Below are 26,895 nucleotides of genomic sequence, written 5' to 3'. Positions count from 1 at the left end.
ATCCGGAGGGTGCCATGACCGCCGACACGCAGACCGTCACGTCCGTCCCACCCTTCCGGGTGACCACGGACGGCCACATCGGGCTGCCGCCGATGAACATCGGCAGCACGCTCGGCTTCATCGGCGACGTGTACGCGAACCCCGACGACAGCGTCATGTGCTCCGGCTACTTCGAGCTGCAGCACACGGACCAGCCGCTGGAGTACGTCTACGACTACGACGAGATGAAGGTCGTGCTCGAGGGCGAGCTGCACCTCGTGAACCTCGACACCGGGCAGGAGCTCGTCGCGCGCCGCCACGACGCGATCTTCTTCCCCCGGGGCTCGCGCATCGGGTTCAGCACGCCCGACCGCGCGCTCGCCTTCTACACCGGCCACCGCGACGCGAGCCTGCTGTGAACCCGGCCCTCGAGCTCACCAGCGTCCCGGCGTGGGCGGTCCGGCCGTCGACGCCGCCGTGCGACCCGGCCGCCACCGCGTGCACGGCCGTGGCCGTCGGGGCCGAGGCGGTCGACGTCGCGACCACCTGGCTCGCCGGTGCCGTCGCGCCCGGACGTCTGCACGCGGTCGCCAGCACCGACGAGGCCCTGGCCGTGGTGGACGCCGAGCTCGCCGAGGCCCGCGTCGGCTGGCGGCTCCTGGTCGCCGGACCGCTCACGGCCGTGCTCCCCCTGCGCGCCCGCGCCCTCGCCGGGGGCCTGGTCGACGCAGAGCTGTCGGTCGCCACCACGAGCACCGACGACCTGCTCGTCACGTGCGCCCACTGCGCCGCGGTGACCTCGGCCCCCACCCACGTCGGAGGCGTCGTCCCCTGCGTCGGCTGCGACCGACGGCTCCTCGTGCACCACCACGTCTCGCGCCGCCAGGGGACGTTCCTCGGCTACCAGGTCGACGCCGAACAGTGGGGGACGGGGCAGTGGGGGACGGGCCAGTGGGGGACGGGCCAGTGGGAGGAGGGGGCGTGAGCACAAGCCTCTCCCTCGTCGTGGCGGCCGTCGACGACACCGTGCCCGGCGTGCGGTCGGTGCGGCTCGTCCGCCCCGACGGCGGCACGCTGCCCGGGTACACACCGGGCAGCCACGTCCTGGTGACGTGCGGACCGCCCGGCACCTCCGCCGTCGCCAACGCCTACTCCCTCACCGGCGACTCCGTCGCCCCGCGCGCCTACACGATCTCGGTGCTGCGCCTCGACGCCGGCCGCGGCGGCTCGCGCTGGGTGCACGCCCTGGCCACCGGCGACCGGGTCGAGGTGACGTCGCCGCGCTCGGCGTTCCCGCCCGTGCTCGCCGCGCGCCGGCACCTGCTCGTCGCCGGCGGCATCGGGGTCACCCCGATCCTGTCGCACCTGCGCAGCGCCGTGCGGTGGGGACGCGACGTCGAGGTGCTGTACGCGCACCGACCCGGCGCAGCGGCCCACCTCGAGGACCTGCGCGACCTCGCCGGCGACGCCCTCACCTGCCTCACCGACCGGACGGCCCTGGGCGACCACCTCGAGCGTCGCCTCGCCGACCAGCCGGTCGGCACCCACCTCTACGCGTGCGGCCCGGCCGGGTTCATGGACACCGTCACGCTCGCCGCCCGACGTCTCGGCTGGCCCGACGAGCGCATCCACGTGGAGCACTTCGGCGTCGACGACCTCGACCCCGGCGAGCCGTTCGAGGCCGTGCTGCGCGCCTCCGGGCGGACCGTCCCCGTGCCGTCGGGCACGAGCCTGCTCGACGCGCTCGAGGGAGCCGGGCTGTCCGTGCCGAACCTCTGCCGCCAGGGCGTGTGCGGAGAGTGCCGGGTGCGCGTCGCCGCCGGTACCCCGCTGCACCGAGACCTCGTCCTCAGCGACGCCGAGAAGGCCGCCGCCGACACGCTCCTGTGCTGCGTGTCGCGGGCCGCCGACGACCGACTGGAGCTCGACCTGTGACCACCCAGCCCAGCGTGGACCGCGCCCTCGTCGCGGGCTTCCCCTTCCCGTTCCCCACCGACCGCTACCGCTACACCACGAACGTCGAGCCGGCCCCTCGCGTCGTCGGCACCCCCGCCGGGCAGTGGGGCGCGAGCGTCGTCGACGTCGACGGCGAGTACCACCGCGAGCTGGTCGAGCGGGCCGCCGTCCTCGAGCGCGACCCCAGCCGCTACGCGGTGCTCGACCACATGGCGCCCGCCTGCTGGGACACGATGCTCACGCTCATGCGCGAGCTGGCGGCCACCTACCCCGACGTCATGAGCCTCGACGGCGACGGACCGTCGTACGTCTGGACCAACCGGCTCCTCGACGTCGAGCAGCCGTTCACCTACGCCCGGCCGTCGACGCTGCCCGACGAGCCGCTGCGCTACGTCGCCGGACAGGTGCAGGAGGACCTCGTGCTGCTCGACCAGCGCGACGGCGACCTCTGGGGCGACGCCGGCCTGGTGACGTTCGCCGCCGACTGGTCGTTCGGCTTCGACGTCGGCATGTCGTTCCTGGAGATCCACGGCCCCGTGCCGCGCCTGCGCGAGACCGGCGTCATCACCCGCGCCCGCGAGTTCATCATGCGGCTCCAGCCGGGCGCGCCGTACCGGCGCACGAACTGGACGCTCACGATCGGACGTCAGCTCGACGTCTCCACCGAGCGCTACCCCGAGTGGGGTCCGGACCGGCCGCGCATCCTCACCGTCGACGACACGACCTTCGGGCGCGAGGTGCACCTGCGCACGGAGGTGCAGCACCTCGTGCGCCTCGAGGAGTCCGGCGCGGTGCTGTTCCTCATCCGCACCTACCTGCTGCCGTTCGAGGAGCTGGCACGCGTGGAGCCGTGGCGGGCCACCACGGCGGCCGTGGTGGCCGACCTGCCTGACGACATCGCCGACTACAAGGGCATCGCCGGCTACCGCGACCGCGCCGTCGCCTGGCTGCACGCGCGCACGCCCTGAACCCACCCCCCCGACCCCGGACCGAACCCCGGTCCGGCGCGGCGTCCCGTCCGGGACGTCGCCACCACCCCCACACCCGAGGAGGTCTGTCGATGACCGCAGCCGACGTGGCGTGGATGCTCGCCGCATTCGCCGTCGTCCTGATCATGTTCCCCGGCATCGCGCTGTTCTACGGAGGCATGGTCGGGCCGAGGAACGCCCTGAACATGCTGATGATGTGCATGAGCACGCTTGCCGTCGTGTCCGTCCTGTACGTGCTCTACGGCCACGGCGTGGTCGTCGGCGACAGCCTCGGCGGCTGGCGCGTGATCGGCGACCCGCTGCAGCACCTGGGCTGGACGGGCATCTACGACGATCCCGGCGACGGGTCGATCGTCGACCCCTACTGGTTCTCCTTCTACGTGCTGTTCGCCGCGATCACGGTCGCGATCGTCGCGTCGGCGGCGGTCGGGCGCATGAAGTTCTCCGCGTGGCTCGTGTTCTCGGGCGTGTGGCTGACGCTCGTGTACCTGCCCCTCGGCCACCAGGTGTTCGCGTTCGACGGCGAGGACACCAAGGGCGGCTGGCTGCGCAACGTGGTGCAGCTGCACGACTACGCGGGCGGGACGGCCGTGCACATGTCGGCCGGCTTCGGGGCGCTCGCGCTGGCCCTCGTGCTCGGCAGGCGTCGCACCGTGCAGATGCGTCCGCACAACCTGCCGATCGTCCTCGTCGGCGTCGGGATGCTGTGGATGGGCTGGATCGGCTTCAACGGCGGCACCGCCGGCGGGGCCAACTTCCTCGCCCAGTTCGCGATCATGTCGACGCTGCTCGCCGGGTGCACCGGCATGATCGGCTTCTGCCTGGTCGAGCGGCTGCGCGACGGGCACGCCACCACGCTCGGGATGTGCTCGGGCGTGATCGCCGGGCTCGTCGGCATCACCCCGTCGGCGGATGCCGTCGACGCGCTGGGTGCGCTGTTCGTCGGGTTCGCGTCGGGCGCGGTGGTCGCGTGGGCGGTCACCTGGAAGTCAAGGCTCGGGATCGACGAGTCGCTCGACGCCTTCGCCGTGCACGGGATCGGCGGCATCGTCGGCTCGCTGTGCGTGGTGCTCATCGGCTTCGAGGGCTCGCCGGCGGGCATCCGCGGCGTCCTGCTCGGCGGCAGCTGGGACATCGTCTGGCGCGAGGTCGTCGGCATCGTCGTCGTGTCGGGCTACGCGTTCGTCGCGACCTACGTCATCGCGCGGGTGCTCGACCGGGTGATGGGCCTGCGGGCGCCGGAGGAGCACGAGCTCGAGGGCATGGACCTCACGCAGCACGCCGAGTCGGCCTACGACCTCGAGAGGACCTGACGTGAAGCTCGTGACCGCCGTCGTCCAGCCGCACCGGCTCGACGACGTCAAGGAGGCGCTGACCGGTCTCGGCATGGCCGGGCTCACCGTCACGGAGGTGTCGGGCCATGGCGCGCAGAAGGGGCACGCGGAGGTCTACCGCGGCGCGGAGTACCGCGTGGAGTTCCGGCCGAAGGTGCGCGTCGACGTCGTGGTCTCCGACGCCGACCTGGAGGCGGTGCTCGACGCGGTGACCGAGGCCGCCCGCACCGGTCGGATCGGCGACGGGAAGATCTGGGCGACGGACCTCGTGGAGGTCGTCCGGGTGCGGACGGGGGAGCGTGGTGAGTCGGCGGTCTGACCGCCGCCCCGACCGACGGGAGTGAGGAGCGCGGCGTCGCCCGGGGGTCGGCGCCGCGCTCCCCTCGTCGCCCGCAGCGCCCAGGGTCGGGTACCTTGGGCGTCACCGGCCGATGTAGCTCAATGGCAGAGCGCTTGCTTCCCAAGCAAGACACGCGGGTTCGATTCCCGTCATCGGCTCCATCGCGCCGAAGGCGCTCTGTCGCCGATGCTCTCATCGAGTCGGGCCCCTGTGCGGCGAAGCCGCCGGGCTTGGGATCCCGTCATCGGCTCCACGTCGCGGCCTGCTTCGACGACGTCATCACCCCCACCCAAGGGGCTCGCCCCAACTCAGCGTTGCGTTGGGGAGTCACCCTTCGGGTGGTGCCCCACCCCAAGGGCACCTGGGGGGCTAGGCGGGGGTGGTGGTGCGGAGGAGGTCGGCGACGCGGGCCAGCGCGCCCGGGACGACGGAGTAGAAGGCCCACGTGCCCCGCTGCTCGCGGGCGAGCAGGCCGGCCTCGACGAGGACCTTCAGGTGGTGCGACACGGTCGCCTGGCTCAGCCCGATCGGGCCGGTGATGTCGCAGACGCAGGCCTCGCCGCCCTCGTGCGCTGCCACGAGCGACAGCAGGCGCACGCGGCTCGGGTCGGCGAGGGCCTTGAACGTGCGGGACAGCTCGACCGCCTCCTCGCGCTCGAGCGGCGTCGACGCCAGCGTCCCGCCGCAGGCCGAGGTCGGCGAGGGGAGCGGCGAGGAGGTCACCCGGCGATTATGCCCCAGGACCCGCTACGCTCCCTCCATCGACGTCGGTCGATGTACCTCATCGAAGGAGTGGACGTGCAGCAGGAGCTCGGCGCGACGTCGTTCGGCCCGGCACCCGTCGTGGAGCGGCTCTCGCGGCTCGACCGCCTGCTGCCGGTGTGGATCCTGCTCGCCATGGCGACCGGGCTCGTCCTCGGCCGCACGGTCGACGGGCTCGACGAGGCGCTCGAGGCGGTGTCGGTGGGTTCGGTCTCGCTGCCGATCGCGGTCGGCCTGCTCGTCATGATGTACCCGGTGCTGGCGAAGGTCCGCTACGACGAGACGTCGCGGGTCACCGGCGACCGCCGACTCCTCGCGGCCTCGCTCGTCCTGAACTGGGTCGTCGGCCCAGCCCTGATGTTCGCGCTCGCGTGGCTGTTCCTGCCGGACCTGCCCGAGCTGCGCACCGGGCTCGTCATCGTCGGCCTGGCGCGCTGCATCGCGATGGTGCTGATCTGGAACGACCTCGCCTGCGGCGACCGCGAGGCCGCCGCGGTCCTCGTCGCCGTCAACTCCGTGTTCCAGGTCGTCGCCTTCGGGGCGCTCGGCTGGTTCTACCTGCAGGCGCTGCCCGGCTGGCTCGGCCTCGAGACCACGTCGGCGGAGTTCTCCTTCGTGGCCATCACCCTCAGCGTGGTCGTGTTCCTCGGCGTCCCGCTGCTCGCGGGCTGGACCACCCGGACGCTCGGCGAGCGGGCCCGGGGCCGCGACTGGTACGAGTCGAGGTTCCTCCCGCGGCTCGGACCGTGGGCGCTCTACGGTCTGCTCTTCACCATCGTCGTGCTGTTCGCGCTGCAGGGCGACGCCATCGTGGGCCGACCGCTCGACGTCGCGCGGGTCGCGCTGCCCCTGCTCCTCTACTTCGCCGTCACCTTCACGCTCGGGATGCTCCTCGGACGTGCACTGCGCCTGGGCTACGCGAAGACGGCGACGCTCGCGTTCACCGCCGCCGGCAACAACTTCGAGCTCGCCATCGCCGTGGCCGTCGGCACCTTCGGCGTCACGTCCGGCCAGGCGCTCGCCGGCGTGGTCGGCCCGCTCGTCGAGGTCCCCGTGCTGGTGGGCCTCGTCCACGTCGCGCTCTGGGCGCGCCGCTTCCACCCCCTCGAGGAGACCTCGCCATGAGCCGCGCCCGACCCACCGTCCTGTTCGTCTGCGTCCACAACGCCGGTCGCTCGCAGATGGCCGCCGGCTTCCTGCGCGAGCTCGGCGGCGATCAGGTGGAGGTCCTGTCGGCCGGCTCCACGCCCGCCGACGAGGTGAACCCCGTGGCCGTCGCGGCCATGGCTGAGCTCGGCATCGACATCGCCGGCGAGCAGCCGAAGGTCCTCACCGACGACGCCGTCGTCGCGGCCGACGTCGTCGTGACGATGGGGTGCGGCGACGAGTGCCCCTTCTACCTCGGCAAGCGGTACGAGGACTGGGTGCTCGACGACCCCGCGGGGCAGGGCATCGACGCCGTCCGCCCCATCCGCGACGAGGTCCGCAGCCGGGTCGGGCAGCTCCTCGCCTCGCTGGTCTGAGCGACGGACGCAGGGATGCGCCCGACCCCCGCCGCTGCCAGGGTGAGGGGATGAGCACCCCCGACGTCGCCGTCATCGGCGGATCCGGCTTCTACACGTTCCTGGACGATCCCGAGCAGGTCGACGTGGACACCCCCTACGGACCGCCGTCGGCACCCGTGTCCGTCGGCCAGGTCGGGGACCGCACGGTCGCGTTCCTGCCGCGGCACGGCGCCGACCACCGCTACCCTGCGCACCGGGTGCCGTACCGCGCGAACCTGTGGGCACTGCGCTCGCTCGGCGTCCGCCAGGTGCTCGCGCCGTGCGCCGTCGGCGGGCTGCGGCCCGAGCTGGGGCCCGGCAGCTTCGTCGTGCCCGACCAGCTGGTCGACCGCACCAGCGGCCGCCTGCAGACCTACTACGACTCCGGCGCGGTGCACGTCTCGTTCGCCGACCCCTACTGCGGGCGCCTGCGCGGCCACCTCCTCGACGGCCTGGCCGACCACGAGCCCACCGACGGCGGCGCGATGGTCGTCATCGAGGGCCCGAGGTTCTCCACGCGCGCCGAGTCGCGCTGGTACGCCGACCAGGGCTGGGCCGTGGTCAACATGACCGGCCACCCGGAGGCGGTCCTGGCCCGCGAGCTGGCGCTCTGCTACGCCACCGTCGCGCTCGTCACCGACCACGACGCAGGCGTCGACGACGGTGCTGGTGGTCACAGCGAGTCCGTCAGCATGGAGGCCGTCTTCCAGGTCTTCCGCGAGCACACCGACACGCTCAAGTCGACGCTCGCGACCGTCATCGGCAGCCTCGGCGAGCGCGACTGCGCGTGCGGGTTCGCCGTCGACGGCATGACGCTGCCGTTCGAGCTGCCGTGAGGGTCCTGCTCACCGGCGCCGCCGGGTTCATCGGCTCCCGCATCGACCGGCGGCTCGCCGAGCGTGGGCACGACGTGGTCCGCCTCGACGCCTACCTGCCGATGGCCCACGGGCCCGGCGCGCGCGACACCGCACCCGACGACGTGCACCTGCTCGACCTGCGCGATGCCGGCGAGGCGGAGCTCGACGCCGTCCTCGACGGGATCGACGTCGTGTGCCACCAGGCGGCGATGGTCGGCAACGGCGTCGACGCGCAGGACCTGCCCGACTACGCGGCGCACAACGACCTCGGCACCGCCCGGCTCCTCGCGGCCATGGCGCGCGTCGGGGTCGACCGTCTGGTGCTCGCGTCCTCGATGGTCGTCTACGGCGACGGCCGCTACGACTGTCCTGAGCACGGCGACGTGCCGCCCGCGGTACGCCGCGAGGACGACCTGGCGGCCGGTCGCTTCGACCCGCGGTGCCCCGTCTGCGGCGGCGACGTCACGTGGCGCCGGGTCACCGAGGACGCCCCGATCCGTCCGCGCACGTCCTACGCCGCGTCGAAGATCGCGCAGGAGTACTTCACCGACGCGTGGTGCACGCTGCAGTCGGGTCGCGCCGTGGCCCTGCGGTACCACAACGTCTACGGTCCCGGCATGCCCGCGGACACGCCCTACTCGGGCGTCGCGGCGATCTTCCGGTCGGCGCTGGAGAGCGGCGAGGCACCGCGCGTGTTCGAGGACGGCCAGCAGGTGCGCGACTTCGTGCACGTCGACGACGTCGCGCTCGCGAACGCGCTCGCCGTCGAGACGGCGGCCGAGCACCCGGTGGGCGTCACGCCGTACAACGTCGCGTCGGGGCGGCCGTTCACCATCGGCGACATGGCCCGCGTGCTCGCCGCGGCGGTCGACGGACCCGAGCCGGTGGTCACCGGCGACGCCCGCGTGTTCGACGTCCGGCACGTCCTCGCCTCTCCCGACAAGGCGGCACAGGGGCTCGGCTTCCGCGCCGAGATCGCGCCCGAGGACGGCATCGCGCGGCTGGCCACCGACCCGCTCCGACGTCGCTGACCGTGACGTCGTGGCCCAGGATCGGCCGGATCCAGGGCCACAACGTCACGGTCAGGGGAGGGTGGGCGTCACCAGCGGGTGATGAGCAGGGTCTGGGCGAGGAGCGCGACCACGACCTGCGACGCGAGCAGTGGACGCTGCCAGCGGTCGGGGAGCAGCGCCGGCACTGCCACCACCCAGATCGTGAACGGCAGCCAGATCCGCTCGACCTCCGCCTTGCTCATGCCCGACAGCGTCGCCAGCGCGATGGTGGTGAGGCCACCGGTCGCGAGCACCGCGAGGGGCACGCGGCGCCGGACGGCGTCGGCGGTCGCCGGGAACGCGGCCCACACCGCCAGGCCGGCCGTGCACGTCCACGCGGCGAGGTTTGCCCACACCCAGTAGCCGTAGGAGCGCTCCGACGCGATGCCGTCGTAGTAGCGCTCCCGCAGCACCGGGTACGCCTCCCACCAGTGGAAGCCGAATGCCGAGAAGACCGCCGTCACCACGAGGGCGCCGCCCAGTGCCCACGGCAGCGCCCACCAGCCGAGCCCCGGCGGCCTCCCGCGCTCGCGTGCACCTCCGCGGCTCGAGGCCGCGAGCCAGAGCACCGTCAGGGCGAGGACGCCGAGCAGCACCAGGCCGTACGACAGGTAGACGCACCAGCCGAGCAGCAGCCCGGCGGCGACGCCCTGCGCCCAGCCGCGCGGTCCGCGCGACGTCGCCGCGCGCGCCAGCAGGTACAGGCCCCAGGCGGCCAGGGCGGCGAAGTACCAGTCGGCGCTGACGCCCGCCCACACCACGAGCGGCGCGAGCGCGAGCCACGGCGCGGCCCGACGCGCCAGGTCGCGGCTGCCGAGCAGGTCGAGCGTCAGCAGCACGGCGGCCACGGACGTCGCGCCCACCGTCACCACGACCATCGCGATCCAGAACGGGTCCTGGACGCCGAGCCGGTCGAGCAGCACGAAGGAGAGCAGCGCGCCCGGTGGGTGCCCGGCCACGTGCGTGTGCCAGTTGTCGGGCGCCGACGACGGGATGCGCTCGACGAACTCCCGCAGCATCGCGGGGACGTCGCGCACGGTCTGCGCGTCGCGCGGGTACTCGCTGGTGCGGCCGTACACGCGCGCGAACCCGTAGCGGCCGTCGCTCAGCCCCAGTGCGCACGTCCAGAGCCATCCCGCGAAGGTCGTCAGCACCACCACCGCCAGCCAGGGCAGCTCGAGGCACAGCCGCGGCAGCGCCGACCACAGCAGCACCCCGGCCGCCACCGCCACGAGGACGAGCGGGTCGAAGCGCGGACCCCACCACGCGTGCAGCGGCGGGAAGTGCACGCGCACGTCCTCGTCGAGCAGCAGCGGCACGACCATGGCCGCGACGACGAGCACGAGTCCGACGAGCGCCGACACGACGGCCGGACGGGGACGGACCTGCATGTCGCCACGCTAGCCCGACCCCGTCCGTCCCGCAGGGCCGCTGGTTGGCGTGCGAAGTCGCGCCATCGCCCGTAGTTTCGAGGGATGGTCGATGCCGGTGTGACGTGCGACGTCGTGGTGCCGTGTCGCGACGAGGCGGCGGCCCTGCCCCTCGTCCTCGCCGACGTCCCCGACGGCCTGCGGGTCGTCGTGGTCGACAACGGCTCCACCGACGGCACCGCCGACGTCGCCCGGTCGCTCGGGGCCGTCGTGGTGCACGAGTCCCGTCCCGGCTACGGCGCCGCCGTGCACGCGGGCGTCGAGGCGGCCGAGAACGAGTACGTGGCCGTGATCGACGGCGACGACTCGATGCGGCTCGCCGACCTCCTGCCGATGCTCGACGCCGTGCGCACCGAGGGCGTCACCATGGCCGTGGGTCGACGCCGACCGGTCGCCCGCGGCGTCTGGCCCTGGCACGCACGCGCCGGCACGCTCGCGCTCGCCACCTGGATCCGCCGCTCGAGCGGGTTCGGCATCCACGACCTCGCGCCCATGCGGGTCTGCCGCCGCCAGGACCTCCTCGACCTCGACGTGCGCGACCGCCGCTTCGGGTACCCGCTCGAGCTCATGGTCAAGGCGTCCCGTGCGGGCTGGACGGTCCGCGAGCTGGACGTCGAGTACCGACCGCGCGCGGCCGGCACGCGCTCGAAGGTGTCGGGGTCGGTCAAGGGCACGGCCCGGGTCGTCCAGGACTTCGCGAAGGTGCTCCGATGACGCCCGCGCCGCTCGAGCCGCCCTCGACGGGTCCCGTGCTCCTCGTGGTCGCCAAGGCGCCCGTGCCCGGGCTCGCCAAGACGCGGCTCGGCCGCGTGGTCGGGCCCGACGCCGCCGCCGACGTGGCCGCGGCCGCCCTGCTCGACACCCTCGACGCCGTGCAGGCCGCGCGCGCGGTGACGGGCTGGCCCGTCGTCGTCGCGATGACCGGCGACGTCGACGCCGCCGCCCGTGCCAGCGACGTCCGCGCCGCCCTCGAGCGCACCATCGTCGTGCCCCAGCGCGGTGACGACTTCGGCGAGCGGCTCGCCCACGCCCACGCCGACGCAGGGGTCCACGGTCGCGGCACGGTGCAGATCGGCATGGACACCCCCCAGGTGGCACCTGACGACCTCCTGGCGGCCGGCGACGCCGTGGCCGAGGGGCGCCAGGTGCTCGGACCCGCGGACGACGGTGGCTGGTGGCTGCTCGGCCTGCCCGACCCGCACCGCGCCGACGCCCTGCGCGACGTGCCGATGTCGCGCGACGACACCGGCGAGCTGACCCGTGCCGCCCTTGGCGACGTCGAGCTGCTGCGCGCGCTGTGCGACGTCGACGAGTGGCCGGACGCGCAGGCCGTGGCGAGCAGCCTCCCGGGGTCGCGGTTCGCCGCGTCGGTGGACCGGTCCACGACGGCAGGAGCAGAGGCATGAGCCTGGACGACGCCACGTTCGACGCGGTCTTCACGTCCGACGACTCGCGGCTCGTCGACGCCGCCGGTGTCGAGGAGCACCTCGCGGTGCACCGCTGGGCGGCGGACGCGGACGACGCCGACCACGCACTGTTCGTCGACCCGTGCTCCGGCCCGACGCTCGACCTCGGCTGCGGGCCCGGGCGCCTGGTGCACGCCCTCCTGCTGCGCGGGGTCGACGCGCTGGGCGTCGACACGTCGCGCGCGGCCCTGGGGCTCGCGAAGGCTCGTGGCTCGGTCGTGCTGCGCCGCGACGTCTTCGACCGGCTCCCGGGCGAGGGACGGTGGCAGCACGCGCTGCTGGCCGACGGCAACATCGGCATCGGCGGGCGTCCGGCGCGGCTGCTCCGGCGGGTGGGCGAGCTCGTCGCGCCCGGCGGCTCGGTGCTCGTCGAGGTGCGCGAGAGCGGGGGCATCCTGCAGGAGACCCGGCGCCTGCTCGTCGACGGCCGCCTCGGTGCGCCGTTCGCGTGGGCGGTCGTCGGGCTCGACGCCGTCAGCTACCTGGCCGACCGCGCCCACCTCGTCCACACCCGCACGCTGCAGGCGGACGGTCGCTGGGTGGCCGAGCTGCACCGACCGGCCAGGGGCTGAGGACCGTGCGCCTCCCCCGGGTCGAGGACTTCGAGGCCCGCGCGCGGGGACCGCGGCTCACGGCCCGGGTCGGCACCTGGCTCGGGGTGGCGTTCGGGGTCTGCTTCCTCACCGGGATGTGGAGCCACCTCCAGTACGACCCGCCGGCGTGGGCGCCGATCGGCCCCCGGCCCACGTCGCTCTACCGGTGGACGCAGGGCCTGCACGTGGCCACGGGCATCGCCTGCGTGCCGCTGCTGCTGGTCAAGCTGTGGTCGGTGTTCCCGCGACTGTTCGCGCGTCCCCCGGCCGGCCTCCGCCGCCTCGCCCTGCACGCGCTCGAGCGGGGGTCCATCGCCCTCCTCGTGGCCTCGGCGCTGTTCCAGCTGGTGACCGGGCTGCTCAACGTCGTGCAGTGGTACCCGTGGTCGTTCTCGTTCCGGCCGGCGCACGAGGCCGTGGCCTGGGTCGCGATCGGCAGCATCCTGGTGCACGTGGCGGTCAAGCTGCCGGTGGTCCGTCAGGCCTTCGCCCCCGAGGACCCCGAGGACAGAGACGACGCCGAGCGTGCCGGGGCTCCTGGACGTCGCGCGGTGCTGGCGACCGCGCTCGGTGCCTCGGCCGTGGCGACCGTGCTCACCGTCGGGCAGAGCGTCCCGTGGCTGCGACGCGTGTCGGTGCTTGCCGTACGCGACGGGACGGGACCGCAGGGGCTGCCGATCAACCGCACCGCCCGCGCCGCTGGTGCCGTCGACGCCGCCACCGACGCCGACTTCCGGCTCGAGGTCGTGCACGGCGACCGCCGCGTCACGCTGAGCCGGGCGGAGCTCGCGGCCCTCCCGCAGCGCACGCACCGGCTGCCCATCGCCTGCGTCGAGGGGTGGAGCCGCAGCGCGACGTGGACCGGCGTGGCCGTGCGCGACCTGCTCGAGCTGGTCGGGGCGCCCGCGGCGTCCACGGTGCGCGTCACGTCGATGCAGACCCGGGGCGCCTTCGCGCGTAGCGAGCTGCCCGCCGTGTTCGTCGAGGACCACCGCACGCTGCTCGCGCTCGAGCTCGAGGGCGAGCCGCTCGACCTCGACCACGGCTTCCCGTGCCGCATCATCGCGCCCAACCGGCCCGGCGTGCTGCAGACCAAGTGGGTGCGGACGCTGGAGGTCCGCGCATGAGGACGGCTCGTCTGCTCCTCGCGCTCCCCGGGGTGGCCGCCATCGTCTGGGGCGTCCTCCTGCTGCTCGACCGGCCCGACGGCCTGGTGTCCGTGCTCGTCTGGGCCGGGGGCGCGGTGCTCGTGCACGACCTCGTCGTGGCACCGCTCACCGTCGTCGTCGGCCTGGGGCTCGGTCGGCTCCTGCCACCGGCCACGCGCGCCCCGACCCTCCTGCTGCTCGCCGGCTGGGCCCTCGTGACGGTGGCGGTCTCCGCCGTGCTGTCGGGCCAGGGTGGCAAGCCCGACAACCCGACGCTGCTCACCGGCGACTACCCACTCGCCTGGGGCGTCGCGACCATCCTCGTGGCGCTCGCCGTCGGCACGCTCGTGGTCGTCGGCGTCCGGCAGGAGCGTCGCCGTACGTCGGCGCCCTCCTGATGGGTTAGGTTGCTGCCGTGCTGCTGAGCGACCGCGACATCCTGGCCGAGATCGACGCCGGACGGGTGAGCCTGGACCCCTTCGAGCGCTCCATGATCCAGCCGTCGAGCATCGACGTGCGACTCGACAAGTTCTTCCGCGTCTTCGACAACCACAAGTACCCGCACATCGACCCGGCGGCCGACCAGTCCGACCTCACGCGCCCCGTGGAGGTGGCCGGCGACGAGACCTTCGTGCTGCACCCCGGCGAGTTCGTCCTGGGCTCCACCTTCGAGCTCGTCACCCTGCCCGACGACGTGGCGGCGCGCCTGGAGGGCAAGTCCTCCCTCGGCCGCCTCGGGCTGCTGACGCACTCCACCGCGGGCTTCATCGACCCGGGCTTCTCCGGCCACGTGACCCTCGAGCTGGCCAATGTCGCGACCCTGCCGATCAAGCTCTACCCGGGCATGAAGATCGGCCAGCTCTGCTTCTTCCGGCTGACGTCCGCCGCGGAGCACCCGTACGGGTCCGCCGCGTACGGCTCCCGGTACCAGGGCCAGCGCGGCCCGACGGCGTCGCGGTCGCACGCCAACTTCCACCAGACGAGCATCTAGACCCGAAGCACGAGCCAGCATGTCGCTACCCCTGACCATCAGTCCCGAGGTCTCCGACGCCCTCGCCGCCGGCCGGCCGGTCGTGGCGCTGGAGTCGACGATCATCTCCCACGGCCTGCCGCGCCCGGACAACCTCCACGCCGCGCACCGCTTCGAGCAGCAGCTGCGCGACGCGGGTGTCGTGCCGGCGACCATCGCCGTGCTCGACGGCCAGCTCAAGGCCGGTCTCACCGGCCCCGAGCTCGAGCGGATCGCGTCGGAGGACGTGCCCAAGCTGAGCATGCGCGACCTCCCGGTCGTGCTCGCCCGTGGTGGCAGCGGGGCGACCACGGTCGCGGCGACGTCGTTCGTCGCCGACCACGCCGGCGTGCGGGTCTTCGCCACCGGCGGGCTGGGCGGCGTGCACCGCGGGGCCGGCACGTCGTTCGACGAGTCCAACGACCTGAAGGTGCTCTCGGAGGTGCCGATCACCGTGGTGTCCGCGGGCGTCAAGTCGGTGCTGGACATCGGCGCGACCCTGGAGCGGCTCGAGACGCTCGGCGTGACCGTGCTCGGCTACGGCACCGACGAGTTCCCGAGCTTCTGGCTGCGCTCCTCGGGCGAGCCGCTGGACTGGGTGGTGCCCGACGGTCCGGCCGTCGCCGGCGTCATGGAGGCGCGCGAGCAGCTGGAGCTGTGCTCGGCGATCGTCGTGGCCAACCCGCTGCCGTTCGACCAGCAGCTCGACCCCGACCTGCACGACCGTGCCCTCACCGAGGCGCTGCGGCGGTGCGAGGAGAAGGGCATCGAGGGCAAGGAGGTGACGCCGTTCCTGCTCTCGACCATCGTCGAGCTCACGGAGGGCGACAGCCTCGCCGTCAACCTGCGGATCGTCGAGAACAACATCCGGGTGGCAGCCGAGATCGCCACCGCCTGGGCGGAGCTCTAGCCCGTGACGGTGCTCGTCGTCGGCGACGTGGTCGACGACATCAGCGTGCGACCGCTCACCGAGGTCACGCCCGCCAGCGACACGCCCGCCACCATCCGCATGGCGCCCGGGGGCTCCGCGGCCAACGTCGCGGCGTGGCTCGGCGAGCTCGGCGTGCCGACCCGCTTCGTCGGGCGGGTCGGCGCCGACGCCGTCGAGCGGCACGCGGCGGCCCTCGCCGCGCACGGCGTGGACGCGCGGCTCGTGGGCGACCCGGACCTGCCGACCGCGACGATCCTGCTGCAGCTCGACGACGCCGGCGAGCGGACGATGTTCGTCGACCGTGGCGCGAACGGGCGGCTCGCGCCCGGCGACGTCGCGGACGACGCGTGGGACGGCGTCACCTGGTTGCACCTGACGGGGTACTCCTTCTTCGACGAGCGCACCCGCTCGACGGCGCTCGGGCTCGTGGCGCAGGCGCGGGCGCGTGGCGCCGGCGTGAGCGTCGACCCCAGCACCGTCTCCTTCCTGCGGGCGTGCGGCGGGCCGACCTTCCTCGACTGGGTCGACGGGGCCGACCTCGCGTTCCCGAACCTCGACGAGGCGCGGGTGCTCGTCGACGCACGAGGACCGCAGATCGACCTCGACCACCTGGCCACCCGCTTCGGCGGCGTCGTGGTGACGCTCGGGTCCATGGGCGCGGCCTTCCTCGGCGACGTCGACGGTGTCGAGCACCGGGAGCAGGTCACGGCCCCACGGACCGCCGTCGTCGACACGACCGGCGCGGGCGACGCCTTCGCAGCCGGGTTCCTGGCGTGCTGGCTGCGCCCGGGTCCCCGTGACGTGCGCGGGGCGCTCGAGTCGGGCCGGGCCGTGGCCGAGCGGTGCATCGCCCTACGGGGTGCGCGGCCGCCGGCGTAGTACCCAGGCGACTGATTCCGTAGCCCGATCGAGTCATTTCGGGTCTCTTCGTGATTATTTATCGGTGTCCGACTTCGGTTCCCGTCATCCGTGCGGTTGTATCGAGGTGGGGCCGTCCAGGGGTAGGCCCCAGAGGGAGGACACCGTGTCGATCGTGCCGATGTCGCGACGTGGCGACCGTGCCACCCGTCGTGAGCGCCGCGCGCGTCCGGCCGGTGTCCTCGACGGCAGCGTCCACGTCGCCGCCGCGGATCACCGGGTCTACGTCCTGGCCTACTACCGCTCGCCCGAGGCTGCGCGGGACGCCCGCGGCGGCGTCGTGACCACGTGGGCCGACCACGCGAGCGCGCCCGACCAGGTCACGCTCACCGCACCGGGCCCCGGCCCCTGGTACGTCAGCGTCCTCGAGCGCCACGAGGGCCCCGACGGCTTCACCTTCGCCGCCGGCGTCGAGGCACTCCCGCTGCTGCCCGCCTGAACCCCGGGCGTCCGGCTGCCATGCTGGGCACGTGAGCGGACCGGTGGGGTGGCGGCGTGACCCGCGACGACGTGCCGGGGTCGCCGTCGGCGTGCTCGTGGTGCTCCTGGGCGGGCTGATGGGCTGGATCGTCGTGGCGCCGGAGAGCACCGGCGTGACCTTCCCCGACGGGAGCGTCGCGTCGGAGGGGGAGACCCGCACGGTGCCGGGCGGCGGGTCCTACGCGTTCCTGCAGACCCAGGCCGACGGCGAGACCCCGGTCGCGTACGACCCGTGCACGCCCGTCCGTCTCGTGGTCAACGAGCGGCTCGCGCCCGAGGACGCCGACGCGGTGCTCGAGCGGGCGGTCGCCGAGGTGCGCGAGGCGTCGGGGCTCGACGTCCGGGTCGTCGGACGCACCGACGACCCGCCGCAGGCGCACCTCGACGACCCCGAGGACGGCGACGGCTGGCGACCGGTGCAGGTCAGCTGGACCGACGCGGACGAGGTCGAGGAGCTCGGGGGCCGGGTGGCCGGCCTGGGCGGCAGCACCTGGATCGAGCGCGACGGGGTGCGGCGGTACGTGACCGGCGAGGTCATGCTCGACGCGCCCGACCTCGTCGACGGCGGCAGCGGCGGCGAAGTCGCCACCGGGGTGCTCATGCACGAGCTCGCCCACGTGCTGGGGCTCGACCACGTCGACGACCTCGGCGAGCTCATGCACCCCAGCAGCCCCCGCTCCTCCTGGGGCCCGGGCGACCGCGCCGGCCTCGCCGCCCTCGGCGACGTCCCCTGCGCCACCTGACCCCGCCCCTCTTCGCAGCGGGGGACGATCCTCCTTCACCACTTCATGCTGAGCTTCCTTCACCACCTCCTCTTCCTCGCCTTCGACGAGGTAGCAGAACGACACCCCGTACCCCGATCTCGATCGGACCCCAGCTGACGGCGACGACGTCGACGAGGCACTGCCGGCGGCTCTGGAGATCATCGATCGAGCCAGCAAGCTCATGGCGGTCATGCCGCCCTACCCACCAGAACCCCGGGCACCCCGTGCGCCCTCGGAGTGGCGCAGCTGTACGCCGGCAGGCTGCGTGATGGGAGAGGAAACCGTCCAAGAGCCCCGAACGCTGCGATTCGTGGTCAGAAGCACGCGCGTAGCCCTACTCTCGTCACAGGATGCGCTTGAGTTCCCAGGCGCGCAGCTCGAAGGGCGGACCGATGACTCGACGCAAGAGGTGGGTTTCAGCAGCGCTGGCCGCAGCGACCGTGGCAGCCGTGGGCGGCATCGCCTGGTCCGCCGGCGCCACCCCGTTCCGCAGCGCTCCCGACGGGCCCGACAAGCCCGCCCTCGAGCAGACCCCGAAGTTCGAGGCCAGTGACGGGCCCACGGCCTCCAAGGCTCAGCAGGAGCTCGCGGAGCGGATCACCTCCCTGAGCGTTCCCCCGAACGGCCAGAAGACAGACCCGCTCGGTCTCCCCGTGACTCTGCGGCTGGGCATCATCGGATTCACCGGCACGGCCGCCGAGGGCTACACGATGATCACCGGCGCCGGCGCAGACACCGACGCGCTACGCCAGAAGGTCCTGACCGGGCTCCCCGCCGAGGCCGCCAAGAACCTGTCCACCAAGCAGTCCGACGTGCCCACCTCGGCCCTCACAGCGGCGTGGACCCAGGTCGCCAAGGCCGAGTGGAGAACCACTCCCTCGAGCTGGTCCATGGACCTCGACCCAGCCACCGCCACGATCCTCGTCACCGTCTCCCAGCTCACCGACACCGAGACCGCCGCACTGCGCAAGGCCGGCAACGGCCTGGTGACCATCAAGACCAACCCGACCATCTCCCGCGCCTCCCGCACCTACGACCTCGAACCGCACTGGGGCGGAGCCCGCATCACCCGCGCGAACGCGGCATGCAGTGCCGGGTGGACGGCCAGGGGAAAGTCGACCGGCACGCTGTACTCCGTCACGGCCGGCCATTGCGGTTCGAACGGCACCCACTGGTCTTCCACCGTCTTCTACGGCGAGCTCACCGGCAAGGAGGACTACCCCGACTACGACCAAGCCCGCCTCAAGGACTCGACGTACACCAGCCGGCTCTACACCGACGGCCAGGACAACTTCGAGACCCGCAAAGCCACCAGCGCGAAGGACGGCTACATCGGCGACCGAATCTGCCAGTCCGGCGCCACGTCGAGCTCGATCTGCGGCATCCGGACTGTAGCGTTCGACTCGCGCTTCTGCGACGAAGCCGGCTGCACCACCTACCTGGGCCGCGGCATCAAGGACAACGCACTCGCTGCGCAAGGCGGCGACAGCGGCGGGCCGGTCTACTACCGCAACACCGAACTCCCTCGAGCAGACATCCGAGGACTCGTCGTCGCCGGCGGATACGAAGACCTCTGGTGGGAGCGCTACGCCTCCATCTCCAACCACCTCAACGTCAATGCCGTCGTCGCCGACTAACCCACCACCCGTGAAGACCTTCGACGACCACTTCGGCGTGTTCGCCACGGCTGCGCTCACCGCCACCGCCGTCGGCTACGTCGGCGACGACCAGACCGCCGACGGCGCCTACATCGTCGCGGACGCCGTCGCCCTCTACGTCGTTTGGGCCAGCTTCATCCGCCCCCGGCTCACACGACCAACCCCAGACGCCACCACAAACTGACCCATGAATGTCGGGTATCTCGCGATCCTCGCGCCGTTCATCCTGGGACTGCTCGTGCACGCCAGGACCCCGGGACGGCGACCCCGTCGCCCCTCATCGTGAGGGCCCAGAGGGCGAGCCTGCTGCCGGGTCGGATGTGGCTGCTGGGGAAGCTCGCGGTGGTCGGACCGGCGTTTCTGGCCCGCGAACGTCACGCTCAGGGGGAGCATCGAGCCATGACGAGTCCGACCCAGATCGCCGACGGCGTGCACGTCGCCACCGGGACCGACGTCAACTGGCTGATCCTGCAGGACGGTGACGCGCTGACGGTCATCGACACCGGATACCCCGGCGACGCCGACCGGCTCGACGCGTCGGTGCGGGCGCTCGGCCGCGAGCCCGGCGACGTCGCCGCGGTGCTCGTGACGCACGCCCACGTCGACCACGTGGGCAGCATCGAGCGCTGGTGGCAGGACCACGGCGTGCCGGTGCTGGTGCACGCCGACGAGCTGGCGAACGTGCGCGGCGAGCGACACGAGTCGGCCACCCCGCTCGACGTCGCCCGCCGGGCCTGGCGTCCGCGCACCGCGCTGTGGGCCGCGCGCATCACGCGCGCCGGTGGCACGGCGCACGTGACCGCCCCGCACGCGCAGACATGGTCGGGCGAGGAGCCGCTCGACCTGCCCGGTCGGCCCACGCCGATCCACGTGCCGGGCCACACCAGCGGCCATGCGTCGTTCCTGCTCGCCGGCGCGGGCGTGCTGGTGACGGGCGACGCGATCGTGACCGCCCACGCCACCACGTCGCGTCGTGGACCGCAGCAGCTGCCCGGCTTCTTCGCCGCCGACCCGACGCTCGCCACCCGCTCGCTCGAGCGGTTCCGCGACCTCGACGCCGACACGATCGCCCCCGGCCACGGACCTGTCTGGCGGGGCCGCCCCACCGACGCCGTCGACCACGCCCTCGCCCCCCAGCGGTAGCCGAGACGACGAGAGGGCGCCCGCAGCGTGCGGGCGCCCTCTCGGCTCAGGTGACCTCGACCGTCAGGCCTTCGGCTCCTCGTCCTTCGCCACCTCGGTCGCGGCCTCCGTGACGCCCTGGCCCGACGGGTTCGCGTCGCTCAGCGGGGCGACGTCGTCGGACTCCGGGTCGGGGTTCGGTGCGTCCTCCACGGCCACGACCTCCGACGGGACGTCCGACGGCGAGGACTCCACCGGCGTCGATGCCTGCGCCGTCGGCTCGGGGGCGACGTCGTCGACACCGGCCTCCTCGGCCTCCTCCTCGCGGGCGTCGCCGTCGACCGGCTCGTCCTCGGCGGGCGCGGGGGTGTCGGCCTCGGCGGGCGACTCCTCGCCACCCTCGGGCACCGACTCGACCTCCGGGTCGACGGCGTCGCCCGGCTCGGGCTCCGGGTCCGGCGTGGGCTCGTCGGCGGCCGCGCTGGCGGTGGAGGCCTCGACGGCTTCGTTGCCGGGCGCCTCGCCGGCCTCGCCACCGGTGCCGGCGGCATCGCCCTTCTCGTCGACGTCGACGTTGTGCTGCGCCGCCACCTCGGCGTCGGCCTCGGCGGAGGCCGGGGCCGGGTCGTCCTTCGGCGCCTCGGCCGGCTCGTCGGTGCCCTGCGGGTCCTCGTGCGCGTCGGCAGCGGGCGCGGCGTCCTCGGTGTCGCTGATCGACGCCGGGTCGGCCTCGTCCTTCGCGTCCGGCTCGGCCTCGGTGGCAGCTGCCGCCGCCGTCGCCGTCGCCTTCTCGGCCTCCTCGACCACGGCTGCGTCGTCCTCGGCCGTCGGCTCCTCGGGGCGCTTCACGGCCGCGAGCAGCATCTGCGCGACGTCGAGCACCTCGACCTCCTCGCGCGCCTCGCCAGCCGCCTGCTGGGCGGTCAGGCCGTCCGACAGCATGACGCGGCAGAACGGGCAGCCCACGGCGATCTGGTCGGCACCGGTGGCCACGGCCTCCTGGGTGCGGTTGACGTTGATCCGCGAGCCGAGGTTCTCCTCCATCCACATGCGCGCACCACCGGCGCCGCAGCAGAACGAGCGCTCGGAGTTGCGCGGCATCTCGGCGAACTTCGCACCCGGGATGACGCTGAGCAGCTCGCGCGGCGCCTCGTACACCTGGTTGTGGCGACCCAGGAAGCACGGGTCGTGGTAGGTGATCGTCTTCTCCGGCTCGGCCGACGCCGCAGCGCCTGCCTTCGGCGCGACCGGCTTCAGCCTGCCCTCGCGCACGAGGCGGTTGAGCAGCTGCGTGTGGTGCACGACCTCCAGCTCGACACCGAACTCGGCGTACTCGTTCTTGAGCGAGTTGAAGCAGTGCGCGCAGGTGGAGACGACCCTCTTTGCCTTCGTCTCCTTCAGCACCTCGGAGTTCTCCATGGCCAACTGCATGAAGACGATCTCGTTGCCGGCGCGACGTGCCGGGTCACCCGTGCAGGTCTCGCCGTCGCCGAGGATGGCGAAGTCGACGCCCGCGGTGTGCAGCAGCTCCGCGACGGCCTGCGTGGTCTTCTTCGCGCGATCCTCGAACGCACCGGCGCAGCCCACCCAGAACAGCCACTCGACCTCGTCGAGGCTCTCCACGTCGACGCCGACCTGCTTGACCTCGAAGTCGAGGCCCTTGGTCCAGTCGAGGCGGTTCTTGGGGTTCATGCCCCACGGGTTCCCCTTGCGTTCCAGGCCCTTGAAGATGTTGTTCAGCTCGGCCGGGAAGTTGCTCTCGACGAGCACCTGGAAGCGGCGCATGTCGTCGATGTGGTCGACGTGCTCGATGTCGACGGGGCACTGCTGGACGCAGGCGCCGCAGTTCGTGCACGACCACAGGACGTCGGGGTCGATGACGCCGTACATCTCCTCGTCGCCGATGAGCGGGCGCTCGACCTCCTTCTGCTGCTCCTCGGTGCGCTCGTCCTCGGGCACCGACAGCGCGGGGATCTTCGCGTAGGCGTGCTCGCGCAGGCCCATCATCAGCAGCTTCGGGCTGAGCGGCTTCTCGGTGTTCCAGGCGGGGCACTGGCTCTGGCAGCGGCCGCACTCGGTGCACGTCGTGAAGTCGAGCAGACCCTTCCAGGAGAAGTCCTCGACCTTGCCGACGCCGAGCTTCTCGAAGTCCTCCTCCTCGAGGTCCTCCATCTTCTCCAGGTCGAGCGGCTGGCCGTTGACGAGGATCGGCTTGAGGCCGCCGAGGGCCGTGCCGCCGTCGGACTCGCGCTTGAACCAGATGTTCGGCCAGGCGAGGAAGCGGTGCCAGGCGACGCCCATCGTCAGGTTGGTGGAGATGACGAGCAGCCAGATCATGGCCGAGACGACCTTGATCATCGCGATGGTGACGATGATCGTCTCCAGCGTCTCGATGTTCTCCTCGCCCGTCGGGTAGAGGTTGCCGAAGAACTGGGCGATCGGGAAGTGGAACCCGCTCGCGTACTTGCTGCCCTGGGCCTCGAGCAGGTTGTACTCGGCGCCGCGGATGAACAGGATCGCGATGCTCTCGAGGAACACCATGAACTCGACGAAGTACGCCTGGCCCTGGCGGGACCCGAAGAAGCGGCTCTGGCGGCCGAGCTTGCGCGGGTGCTTGACCTGGCGGTAGATCGCGAGCGGGATGATCGCGAGCGCGCCGAGCAGGCCGATGAACTCGCTGAACCACTCGTAGAGGAAGAAGTGACCGATGAGCGGCCACACGAACTCGGGGTCGAACAGCTGGACGAAGCCCTGGGCGACGGCCGAGCTGAGCACCAGGAACGCCGCGTAGGCGAACCAGTGGAGGATGCCGACCCAGGTCCACTGGAGCATCCGGGTGTGGACGAACGTCTCCTTCAGCATGTTCACCGTGCGCGCGGCAGGGTCGTTGGTGCGACCGGGCGCGGGTCCACCGGCGCGCACGACGGCGGTCATGCGGCGCACGGCGATGACCGTGACGGGGATCGTGATGGCCGTGACGGCCAGCGAGACGATGATCGCGACGAGCTGCATGGAGCCTCAATCCTTGGTGCGACGACCGTGACAGTGGGGGTGACACTAGCCCCTCGCGTTCTCGTCCGCGGGGTAAGGCCACCCTGATCCTGCAGGTCAGCGGTCGGTTACCGGTGGGTAGGTACAGCCTAACCCGCGCGGCGGACCTCTGTCCGCCGGTGTGAGCGGTTCGAGGTCGCGCAGGCATCGCTGGGGATTGCCCCCCGCTGGGCCGTTGCCGGGTGGTCTCGCTCCGTCGCGGCTACGCCCCCTGTGCGACGGCTCCATCGCAGGGACCTCGCAAGCTCGTCCCCGCTACTCGACCAGCGAAAGGTTTCGCTGGTCGAGTGCCTCCACGAGCGCCAGCGAGGGGAGGTGTATCGAGACCACTCCAAGCGTTCGCTGGGGGCTGGCCCGCGCTGATCCGTTGCCGGGTGGTCTCGATACGCCGTCACGAGCTCGCTGGCGCTCGCCGTGACGGCTACTCGACCAGCGGAGGGGGGCGGACCTCGGACGCCCTGTCCGGGCGGGGGCGCTCGGTGGGGACGAGGGGGAGGGCCAGCAGGGGGAGCGCGGCGACGAGGCCGAACGCCCACCCGTACCCGGCGCCGGCGATGAGCACGCCGACGACGGGCGGCACGGCGGCGCTGACGAGGTACTGGCCGGTGTTCTGCACGCCGAGCGCCTTGCCCGACCACCACGGCCCGGCCCGTTCGGCGACGGCCGTGAACGCGAGCCCGTTGTCGGCCACGGTGACGACGCTGGCGACGACGACGAGCACCACCGCGATCGGTGTCGGCTCGAGCAGGCCGAGCGCCAGCATCGCCACGGCGGCGGCGAGTGCGACGACGCGCATCGGACCCATGCGGCTGCCGACCCGGTCGGACCACCACCCGACGCCGACGCGTCCCGCCGACCCGAGCAGCTGGGTGACGGCCACGAGCGCGCCGGCAGCCGGTGCGGACCACCCGCGCTCGGCGATCAGCCAGGTCAGCATGAACGTCCACACGGTGAACTGGGGCACGACGAGCAGGGCCGACGCACCGTGGATGCGCAGGAGCGACGCGTCGCCGGCGTACGGGCTGGCGGTCTCGCCGTCGCGCAGGGCCTCGGCGCGGGCCCGGCGGGGCGGGTCGACGACGAGCACCGCGCAGGCCACGAGGGTGGCGGCGTTGATCGCGGCGATGGTCAGCAGCGTGGTGCGCAGGTCGGTCGCCTCGACGAGCGTCGGGACGAGGACGGCGGCGAGGCCGACGCCGAGCGGCAGCGCGGCCTGGCGGATGCCCATGGCGGTGCCGCGTCGTTCCGGCGGGAACCAGCCCACGACGAGCCGACCGCTGGCGGCGTTGGAGCTGGCGACGCCCACGCCGGCGACGAACCAGCAGGCGGCGAGCGGGAGGTAGCCGTCGGCGAACGCTGCCGCGGCGCTGCCCGCGGTGGTGACGACGAGGCCGAGCGTGAGGGTGAGTCGTTCCCCCCAGCGGTCGACGACGATCCCCCACCCCACGAGCGAGACGGTGGTGCCGAGCAGCGAGGCCGACGCGAGGGCGCCCGCGTGCCCGAGGGTCAGCCCGCGGTCACGGGTGAGGAACGGGATGAGCGCGACGGCCGCGTTGGCGGCGACCGTCCCTGCGACCTGCGCGAGCATGCCGACCCCGAGCATCAGCCATCGGTTCGGGGACGCCACCGTTCCATGGTGGGCCCCCGCCGACGGGGCCGCGCGGTCGGGTCGGATGTCAGTCGAGGGCGCCGACGTGCGCCAGCGCCTGGCGCACGAGGGTGCCGCGGCCGCCCTCCATCTCGTCGAGCACGAGCGGGCTGAGCACCTCCTGCGGCGTCATCCAGGTGAGCTCGAGGGCGTCCTGGCGAGGGTTGCACTCACCGGTGACGGGCACGACGTAGACGAGCGCGACGGCGTGCTGGCGCGAGTCGTGCAGCGGGGTGACGCCGGGGAGCGGGAAGTACTCGGCGACCGTGAACGGGACGATCGAGGCGGGCAGCTGCGGGAAGGCGGTGGGCCCGAGGTCCTTCTCGAGGTTGCGCAGGAGCGCGTCGCGCACCGACTCGCCGTGGGTGACACGACCCGAGACGAAGGTGCGGGTCATCGCCCCGGTCGTGGCGGAGCCGCGGAGCAGCAGGCCGACGTGCTCGACGCGACCGTGGGCGTCGACCCGGACGGGGATGCCCTCCACGTAGAGGATCGGCACCCGGGAGCGGGTCTCCTCGAGGGCGATCTCGGAGAGCCAGCCGGGGTTCGGGTCGGGGGTGCGGACGGACGCCATGGCCACATCCTCCCTCATGGTCCCCGGCGACCGCGCCGCCGAGGTCGCGGCGTCAGGTGTTGATCGCGCCCAGGACGGCACTCGTCCCGATGACGGCGGTCATGGCGTTCTGCGCGTCCTGGATCACCTGGCGGACACCGTCGCTCGCCCAGTCGCCCTCGGCCACGACCTTCGCCCGCGCCTTGGCGGCCTTGACGTCGCGACGGTCCACGACGATGCCGAGGTGGCCGATGGCCAGCAGCAGCCCCACCAGCGGCCCCGTCGTCTCGTCGGCGGGCTGCTGCTGCAGCAGGACGGCGCGCAGCCGCGCGACCAGGTCGTCGCGGTGCACGGGGTCCCCGACGTCGTACCGCTCGAGCAGCAGGCGCCGCTGGCGGCGGAGCGCGCCGGCGGTCTCGAGATCGGCGAGCAGGACCTTGCGCTGTCGGCGGCCGAGGCGGGAGATGGTGCTCTTCGGCGTGAGCCGACCCTGCTGCCAGACCCGCGCGAAGGCGGCCTGCAGCGGCGGGTCGGCCACGGGCGTGCGGTCGACGACCTCGACGCGCGACTTGCGTCCTGCGCCGACCAGCCGCAGTCGTCCGAGCAGCACCAGGTCGATGAGCGCGGCCCCACCCAGCGCGGGCTCGGTCGCCGTCGTCGCGAGCCGCACCCGGCCCGTCCGCGGGTCGGTCGCGACCAGCAGGAGGTCCTTCGCGACGGTCATGGCCCCAGCGTAGGCGCCCGCGCTCCACGACGACGGTCGCTCATGAACCAGCGGCGAACGGGTAAGCGACGGACGGGAGACCCCGGCGGTTTGGCCAAAAGCCGCCGGGGCCGCCCTTCCGAGGCGGGTCGCGGGATGCGCGGACGCCGGCGTCGTCCTACGGTCGCGACATGAGCGCCACCGCCGACGGCTCCCCTCTCGACCCGCGTGCCGTCGAGCTCGCGCAGTCCCTGCTGGACGACGCGAGGGAGGGGCGCACCGAGCGGCTCGTGGCACACGTGGACGCCGGCGTGCCCGTCGACCTGACGGACGCGTCGGGCAACACCGCGCTCATGCTCGCCGCCTACCACGGCCACGCCGACACCGTCGCGGCCCTGGTGCGGCGGGGCGCCGCCGTCGACGCCCTGAACGACCGGGGCCAGAGTCCGCTCGCGGGTGCCGTGTTCAAGGGCGAGGACGACGTCGTGCGCGTGCTCCTCGAGGCCGGCGCCGACCCTGACGCGGGTCACCCGACCGCTCGTCAGACCGCCGAGATGTTCGGGCGCACCGACCTCGTCGGACCCGCCTGACCCTGCTCGCGCTCCGTG

Annotated in this window: 30 protein-coding genes and 1 tRNA gene; 25 read left to right on the top strand and 6 right to left on the bottom strand. The window is 73.1% G+C overall.

The annotated features are described in order from the left end of the window. The first annotated feature begins 14 nt into the window (after window positions 1-14). From AC3WRM_RS04420 to AC3WRM_RS04390, 7 genes are all read left to right on the top strand, one after another. Window positions 15-398 (top strand): cupin domain-containing protein, encoded by a 384-nt coding sequence (locus AC3WRM_RS04420; protein ID WP_492247454.1) that lies wholly within the window; start codon window positions 15-17, stop codon window positions 396-398. Next, window positions 395-964 carry a dimethylamine monooxygenase subunit DmmA family protein gene (locus AC3WRM_RS04415; RefSeq protein WP_492247455.1) on the top strand — a complete coding sequence of 190 codons (570 nt, stop codon included), beginning with the start codon at window positions 395-397 and terminating at the stop codon, window positions 962-964. The genes AC3WRM_RS04420 and AC3WRM_RS04415 overlap by 4 nt, the downstream gene beginning before the upstream one ends. After that, window positions 961-1,914, top strand: a complete 954-nt coding sequence (locus AC3WRM_RS04410; protein WP_492247456.1) for a PDR/VanB family oxidoreductase — start codon at window positions 961-963, stop codon at window positions 1,912-1,914. The genes AC3WRM_RS04415 and AC3WRM_RS04410 overlap by 4 nt, the downstream gene beginning before the upstream one ends. Window positions 1,915-1,928: 14 nt before the next feature. Beyond that, the gene (locus AC3WRM_RS04405) at window positions 1,929-2,903 is read left to right on the top strand and encodes a heme-dependent oxidative N-demethylase family protein (protein ID WP_492247457.1); all 975 of its coding nucleotides are present in this window, start codon (window positions 1,929-1,931) and stop codon (window positions 2,901-2,903) included. A 92-nt stretch (window positions 2,904-2,995) separates the two neighbouring features. Further along, entirely contained in the window at window positions 2,996-4,237 is a 1,242-nt protein-coding gene (locus tag AC3WRM_RS04400; RefSeq protein ID WP_492247458.1) for an ammonium transporter, read from the top strand. 1 nt (window position 4,238) lies between these two features. After that, window positions 4,239-4,577, top strand: a complete 339-nt coding sequence (locus tag AC3WRM_RS04395) for a P-II family nitrogen regulator (RefSeq protein ID WP_286691146.1) — start codon at window positions 4,239-4,241, stop codon at window positions 4,575-4,577. A 108-nt stretch (window positions 4,578-4,685) separates the two neighbouring features. Further along, window positions 4,686-4,759 (top strand) — tRNA-Gly (locus AC3WRM_RS04390). Window positions 4,760-4,967: 208 nt separating this feature from the next. On the opposite strand, the gene AC3WRM_RS04385 is transcribed toward AC3WRM_RS04390, so the two are convergent. Then, the gene (locus AC3WRM_RS04385) at window positions 4,968-5,321 is read right to left on the bottom strand and encodes an ArsR/SmtB family transcription factor (protein ID WP_492247459.1); all 354 of its coding nucleotides are present in this window, start codon (window positions 5,319-5,321) and stop codon (window positions 4,968-4,970) included. 75 nt (window positions 5,322-5,396) lie between these two features. Here AC3WRM_RS04385 and arsB point away from each other — a divergent pair, with 75 nt between their 5' ends. Genes arsB through AC3WRM_RS04365 form a run of 4 tightly spaced genes read left to right on the top strand, consistent with a single transcriptional unit; the run spans window position 5,397 to window position 8,792 of the window. After that, entirely contained in the window at window positions 5,397-6,485 is a 1,089-nt protein-coding gene (gene arsB / locus AC3WRM_RS04380) for an ACR3 family arsenite efflux transporter (RefSeq protein WP_492247460.1), read from the top strand. After that, the gene (locus AC3WRM_RS04375; RefSeq protein WP_492247461.1) at window positions 6,482-6,883 is read left to right on the top strand and encodes an arsenate reductase ArsC; all 402 of its coding nucleotides are present in this window, start codon (window positions 6,482-6,484) and stop codon (window positions 6,881-6,883) included. The genes arsB and AC3WRM_RS04375 overlap by 4 nt, the downstream gene beginning before the upstream one ends. Window positions 6,884-6,933: 50 nt before the next feature. After that, a complete protein-coding gene (locus tag AC3WRM_RS04370) occupies window positions 6,934-7,740 on the top strand; it encodes an S-methyl-5'-thioadenosine phosphorylase (protein WP_492247462.1) in 807 nt (268 codons plus the stop codon). Continuing rightward, the gene (locus AC3WRM_RS04365) at window positions 7,737-8,792 is read left to right on the top strand and encodes an NAD-dependent epimerase/dehydratase family protein (protein ID WP_492247463.1); all 1,056 of its coding nucleotides are present in this window, start codon (window positions 7,737-7,739) and stop codon (window positions 8,790-8,792) included. The genes AC3WRM_RS04370 and AC3WRM_RS04365 overlap by 4 nt, the downstream gene beginning before the upstream one ends. Window positions 8,793-8,860: 68 nt before the next feature. Here AC3WRM_RS04365 and AC3WRM_RS04360 read toward each other — a convergent pair whose 3' ends face one another. After that, complete coding sequence (locus AC3WRM_RS04360) at window positions 8,861-10,204, bottom strand: hypothetical protein (RefSeq protein ID WP_492247464.1); 1,344 nt, start codon at window positions 10,202-10,204, stop codon at window positions 8,861-8,863. An 84-nt stretch (window positions 10,205-10,288) separates the two neighbouring features. On the opposite strand from AC3WRM_RS04360, the gene AC3WRM_RS04355 reads away from it, so the two are divergent. The 13 genes from AC3WRM_RS04355 to AC3WRM_RS04295 all read left to right on the top strand — a co-directional run bounded on the left by AC3WRM_RS04355 (window position 10,289) and on the right by AC3WRM_RS04295 (window position 20,353). Further along, window positions 10,289-10,957 (top strand): glycosyltransferase family 2 protein, encoded by a 669-nt coding sequence (locus tag AC3WRM_RS04355; protein ID WP_492247465.1) that lies wholly within the window; start codon window positions 10,289-10,291, stop codon window positions 10,955-10,957. Further along, complete coding sequence (locus AC3WRM_RS04350) at window positions 10,954-11,649, top strand: TIGR04282 family arsenosugar biosynthesis glycosyltransferase (protein WP_492247466.1); 696 nt, start codon at window positions 10,954-10,956, stop codon at window positions 11,647-11,649. Before AC3WRM_RS04355 ends, AC3WRM_RS04350 begins: the two co-directional genes overlap by 4 nt. Beyond that, window positions 11,646-12,281: a methyltransferase domain-containing protein gene (locus tag AC3WRM_RS04345; protein ID WP_492247467.1), complete on the top strand. Its 636-nt coding sequence runs from the start codon at window positions 11,646-11,648 to the stop codon at window positions 12,279-12,281. The genes AC3WRM_RS04350 and AC3WRM_RS04345 overlap by 4 nt, the downstream gene beginning before the upstream one ends. A 5-nt stretch (window positions 12,282-12,286) precedes the next feature. Continuing rightward, window positions 12,287-13,429 carry a molybdopterin-dependent oxidoreductase gene (locus tag AC3WRM_RS04340; protein WP_492247468.1) on the top strand — a complete coding sequence of 381 codons (1,143 nt, stop codon included), beginning with the start codon at window positions 12,287-12,289 and terminating at the stop codon, window positions 13,427-13,429. Continuing rightward, window positions 13,426-13,848, top strand: a complete 423-nt coding sequence (locus AC3WRM_RS04335; RefSeq protein WP_492247469.1) for a hypothetical protein — start codon at window positions 13,426-13,428, stop codon at window positions 13,846-13,848. The genes AC3WRM_RS04340 and AC3WRM_RS04335 overlap by 4 nt, the downstream gene beginning before the upstream one ends. Before the next feature lie 17 nt (window positions 13,849-13,865). Next, complete coding sequence (gene dcd, locus AC3WRM_RS04330) at window positions 13,866-14,441, top strand: dCTP deaminase (RefSeq protein ID WP_492247470.1); 576 nt, start codon at window positions 13,866-13,868, stop codon at window positions 14,439-14,441. Window positions 14,442-14,460: 19 nt separating this feature from the next. Beyond that, window positions 14,461-15,369, top strand: coding sequence for a pseudouridine-5'-phosphate glycosidase (locus tag AC3WRM_RS04325; protein ID WP_492247471.1), 909 nt, complete (start codon window positions 14,461-14,463; stop codon window positions 15,367-15,369). Between the two features lie 3 nt (window positions 15,370-15,372). After that, window positions 15,373-16,269, top strand: coding sequence for a carbohydrate kinase family protein (locus AC3WRM_RS04320; RefSeq protein ID WP_492247472.1), 897 nt, complete (start codon window positions 15,373-15,375; stop codon window positions 16,267-16,269). Window positions 16,270-16,414: 145 nt separating this feature from the next. Then, window positions 16,415-16,747: a hypothetical protein gene (locus AC3WRM_RS04315; protein WP_492247473.1), complete on the top strand. Its 333-nt coding sequence runs from the start codon at window positions 16,415-16,417 to the stop codon at window positions 16,745-16,747. Window positions 16,748-16,778: 31 nt separating this feature from the next. Beyond that, window positions 16,779-17,531, top strand: a complete 753-nt coding sequence (locus tag AC3WRM_RS04310) for a hypothetical protein (protein ID WP_492247474.1) — start codon at window positions 16,779-16,781, stop codon at window positions 17,529-17,531. A gap of 413 nt (window positions 17,532-17,944) precedes the next feature. Further along, complete coding sequence (locus AC3WRM_RS04305) at window positions 17,945-19,189, top strand: chymotrypsin family serine protease (protein ID WP_492247475.1); 1,245 nt, start codon at window positions 17,945-17,947, stop codon at window positions 19,187-19,189. A gap of 10 nt (window positions 19,190-19,199) precedes the next feature. After that, window positions 19,200-19,394 (top strand): hypothetical protein, encoded by a 195-nt coding sequence (locus tag AC3WRM_RS04300; protein ID WP_492247476.1) that lies wholly within the window; start codon window positions 19,200-19,202, stop codon window positions 19,392-19,394. A gap of 215 nt (window positions 19,395-19,609) precedes the next feature. Further along, complete coding sequence (locus tag AC3WRM_RS04295; protein WP_492247477.1) at window positions 19,610-20,353, top strand: MBL fold metallo-hydrolase; 744 nt, start codon at window positions 19,610-19,612, stop codon at window positions 20,351-20,353. Between the two features lie 63 nt (window positions 20,354-20,416). Here the strand turns inward: AC3WRM_RS04295 and AC3WRM_RS04290 are convergent, their stop codons facing one another. The 4 genes from AC3WRM_RS04290 to AC3WRM_RS04275 all read right to left on the bottom strand — a co-directional run bounded on the left by AC3WRM_RS04290 (window position 20,417) and on the right by AC3WRM_RS04275 (window position 26,308). After that, window positions 20,417-23,344: a (Fe-S)-binding protein gene (locus AC3WRM_RS04290; protein ID WP_492247478.1), complete on the bottom strand. Its 2,928-nt coding sequence runs from the start codon at window positions 23,342-23,344 to the stop codon at window positions 20,417-20,419. Window positions 23,345-23,804: 460 nt separating this feature from the next. Beyond that, on the bottom strand, window positions 23,805-25,010 hold the full coding sequence (locus AC3WRM_RS04285) for an MFS transporter (RefSeq protein ID WP_492247479.1): 1,206 nt from the start codon (window positions 25,008-25,010) through the stop codon (window positions 23,805-23,807). 49 nt (window positions 25,011-25,059) lie between these two features. Next, entirely contained in the window at window positions 25,060-25,605 is a 546-nt protein-coding gene (locus AC3WRM_RS04280) for an NUDIX hydrolase family protein (RefSeq protein WP_492247480.1), read from the bottom strand. 52 nt (window positions 25,606-25,657) lie between these two features. Then, a complete protein-coding gene (locus tag AC3WRM_RS04275) occupies window positions 25,658-26,308 on the bottom strand; it encodes a GOLPH3/VPS74 family protein (protein WP_492247481.1) in 651 nt (216 codons plus the stop codon). A gap of 170 nt (window positions 26,309-26,478) precedes the next feature. On the opposite strand from AC3WRM_RS04275, the gene AC3WRM_RS04270 reads away from it, so the two are divergent. Continuing rightward, window positions 26,479-26,877, top strand: coding sequence for an ankyrin repeat domain-containing protein (locus AC3WRM_RS04270; RefSeq protein WP_492247482.1), 399 nt, complete (start codon window positions 26,479-26,481; stop codon window positions 26,875-26,877). Window positions 26,878-26,895: the final 18 nt, after the last annotated feature.

This window comes from Aeromicrobium sp. EU05-FHT14F07 (assembly GCF_058790455.1).
The sequence above is the reverse complement of the archived record's forward strand: the minus strand, read 5'-3'. Positions and strand labels throughout refer to the sequence as shown.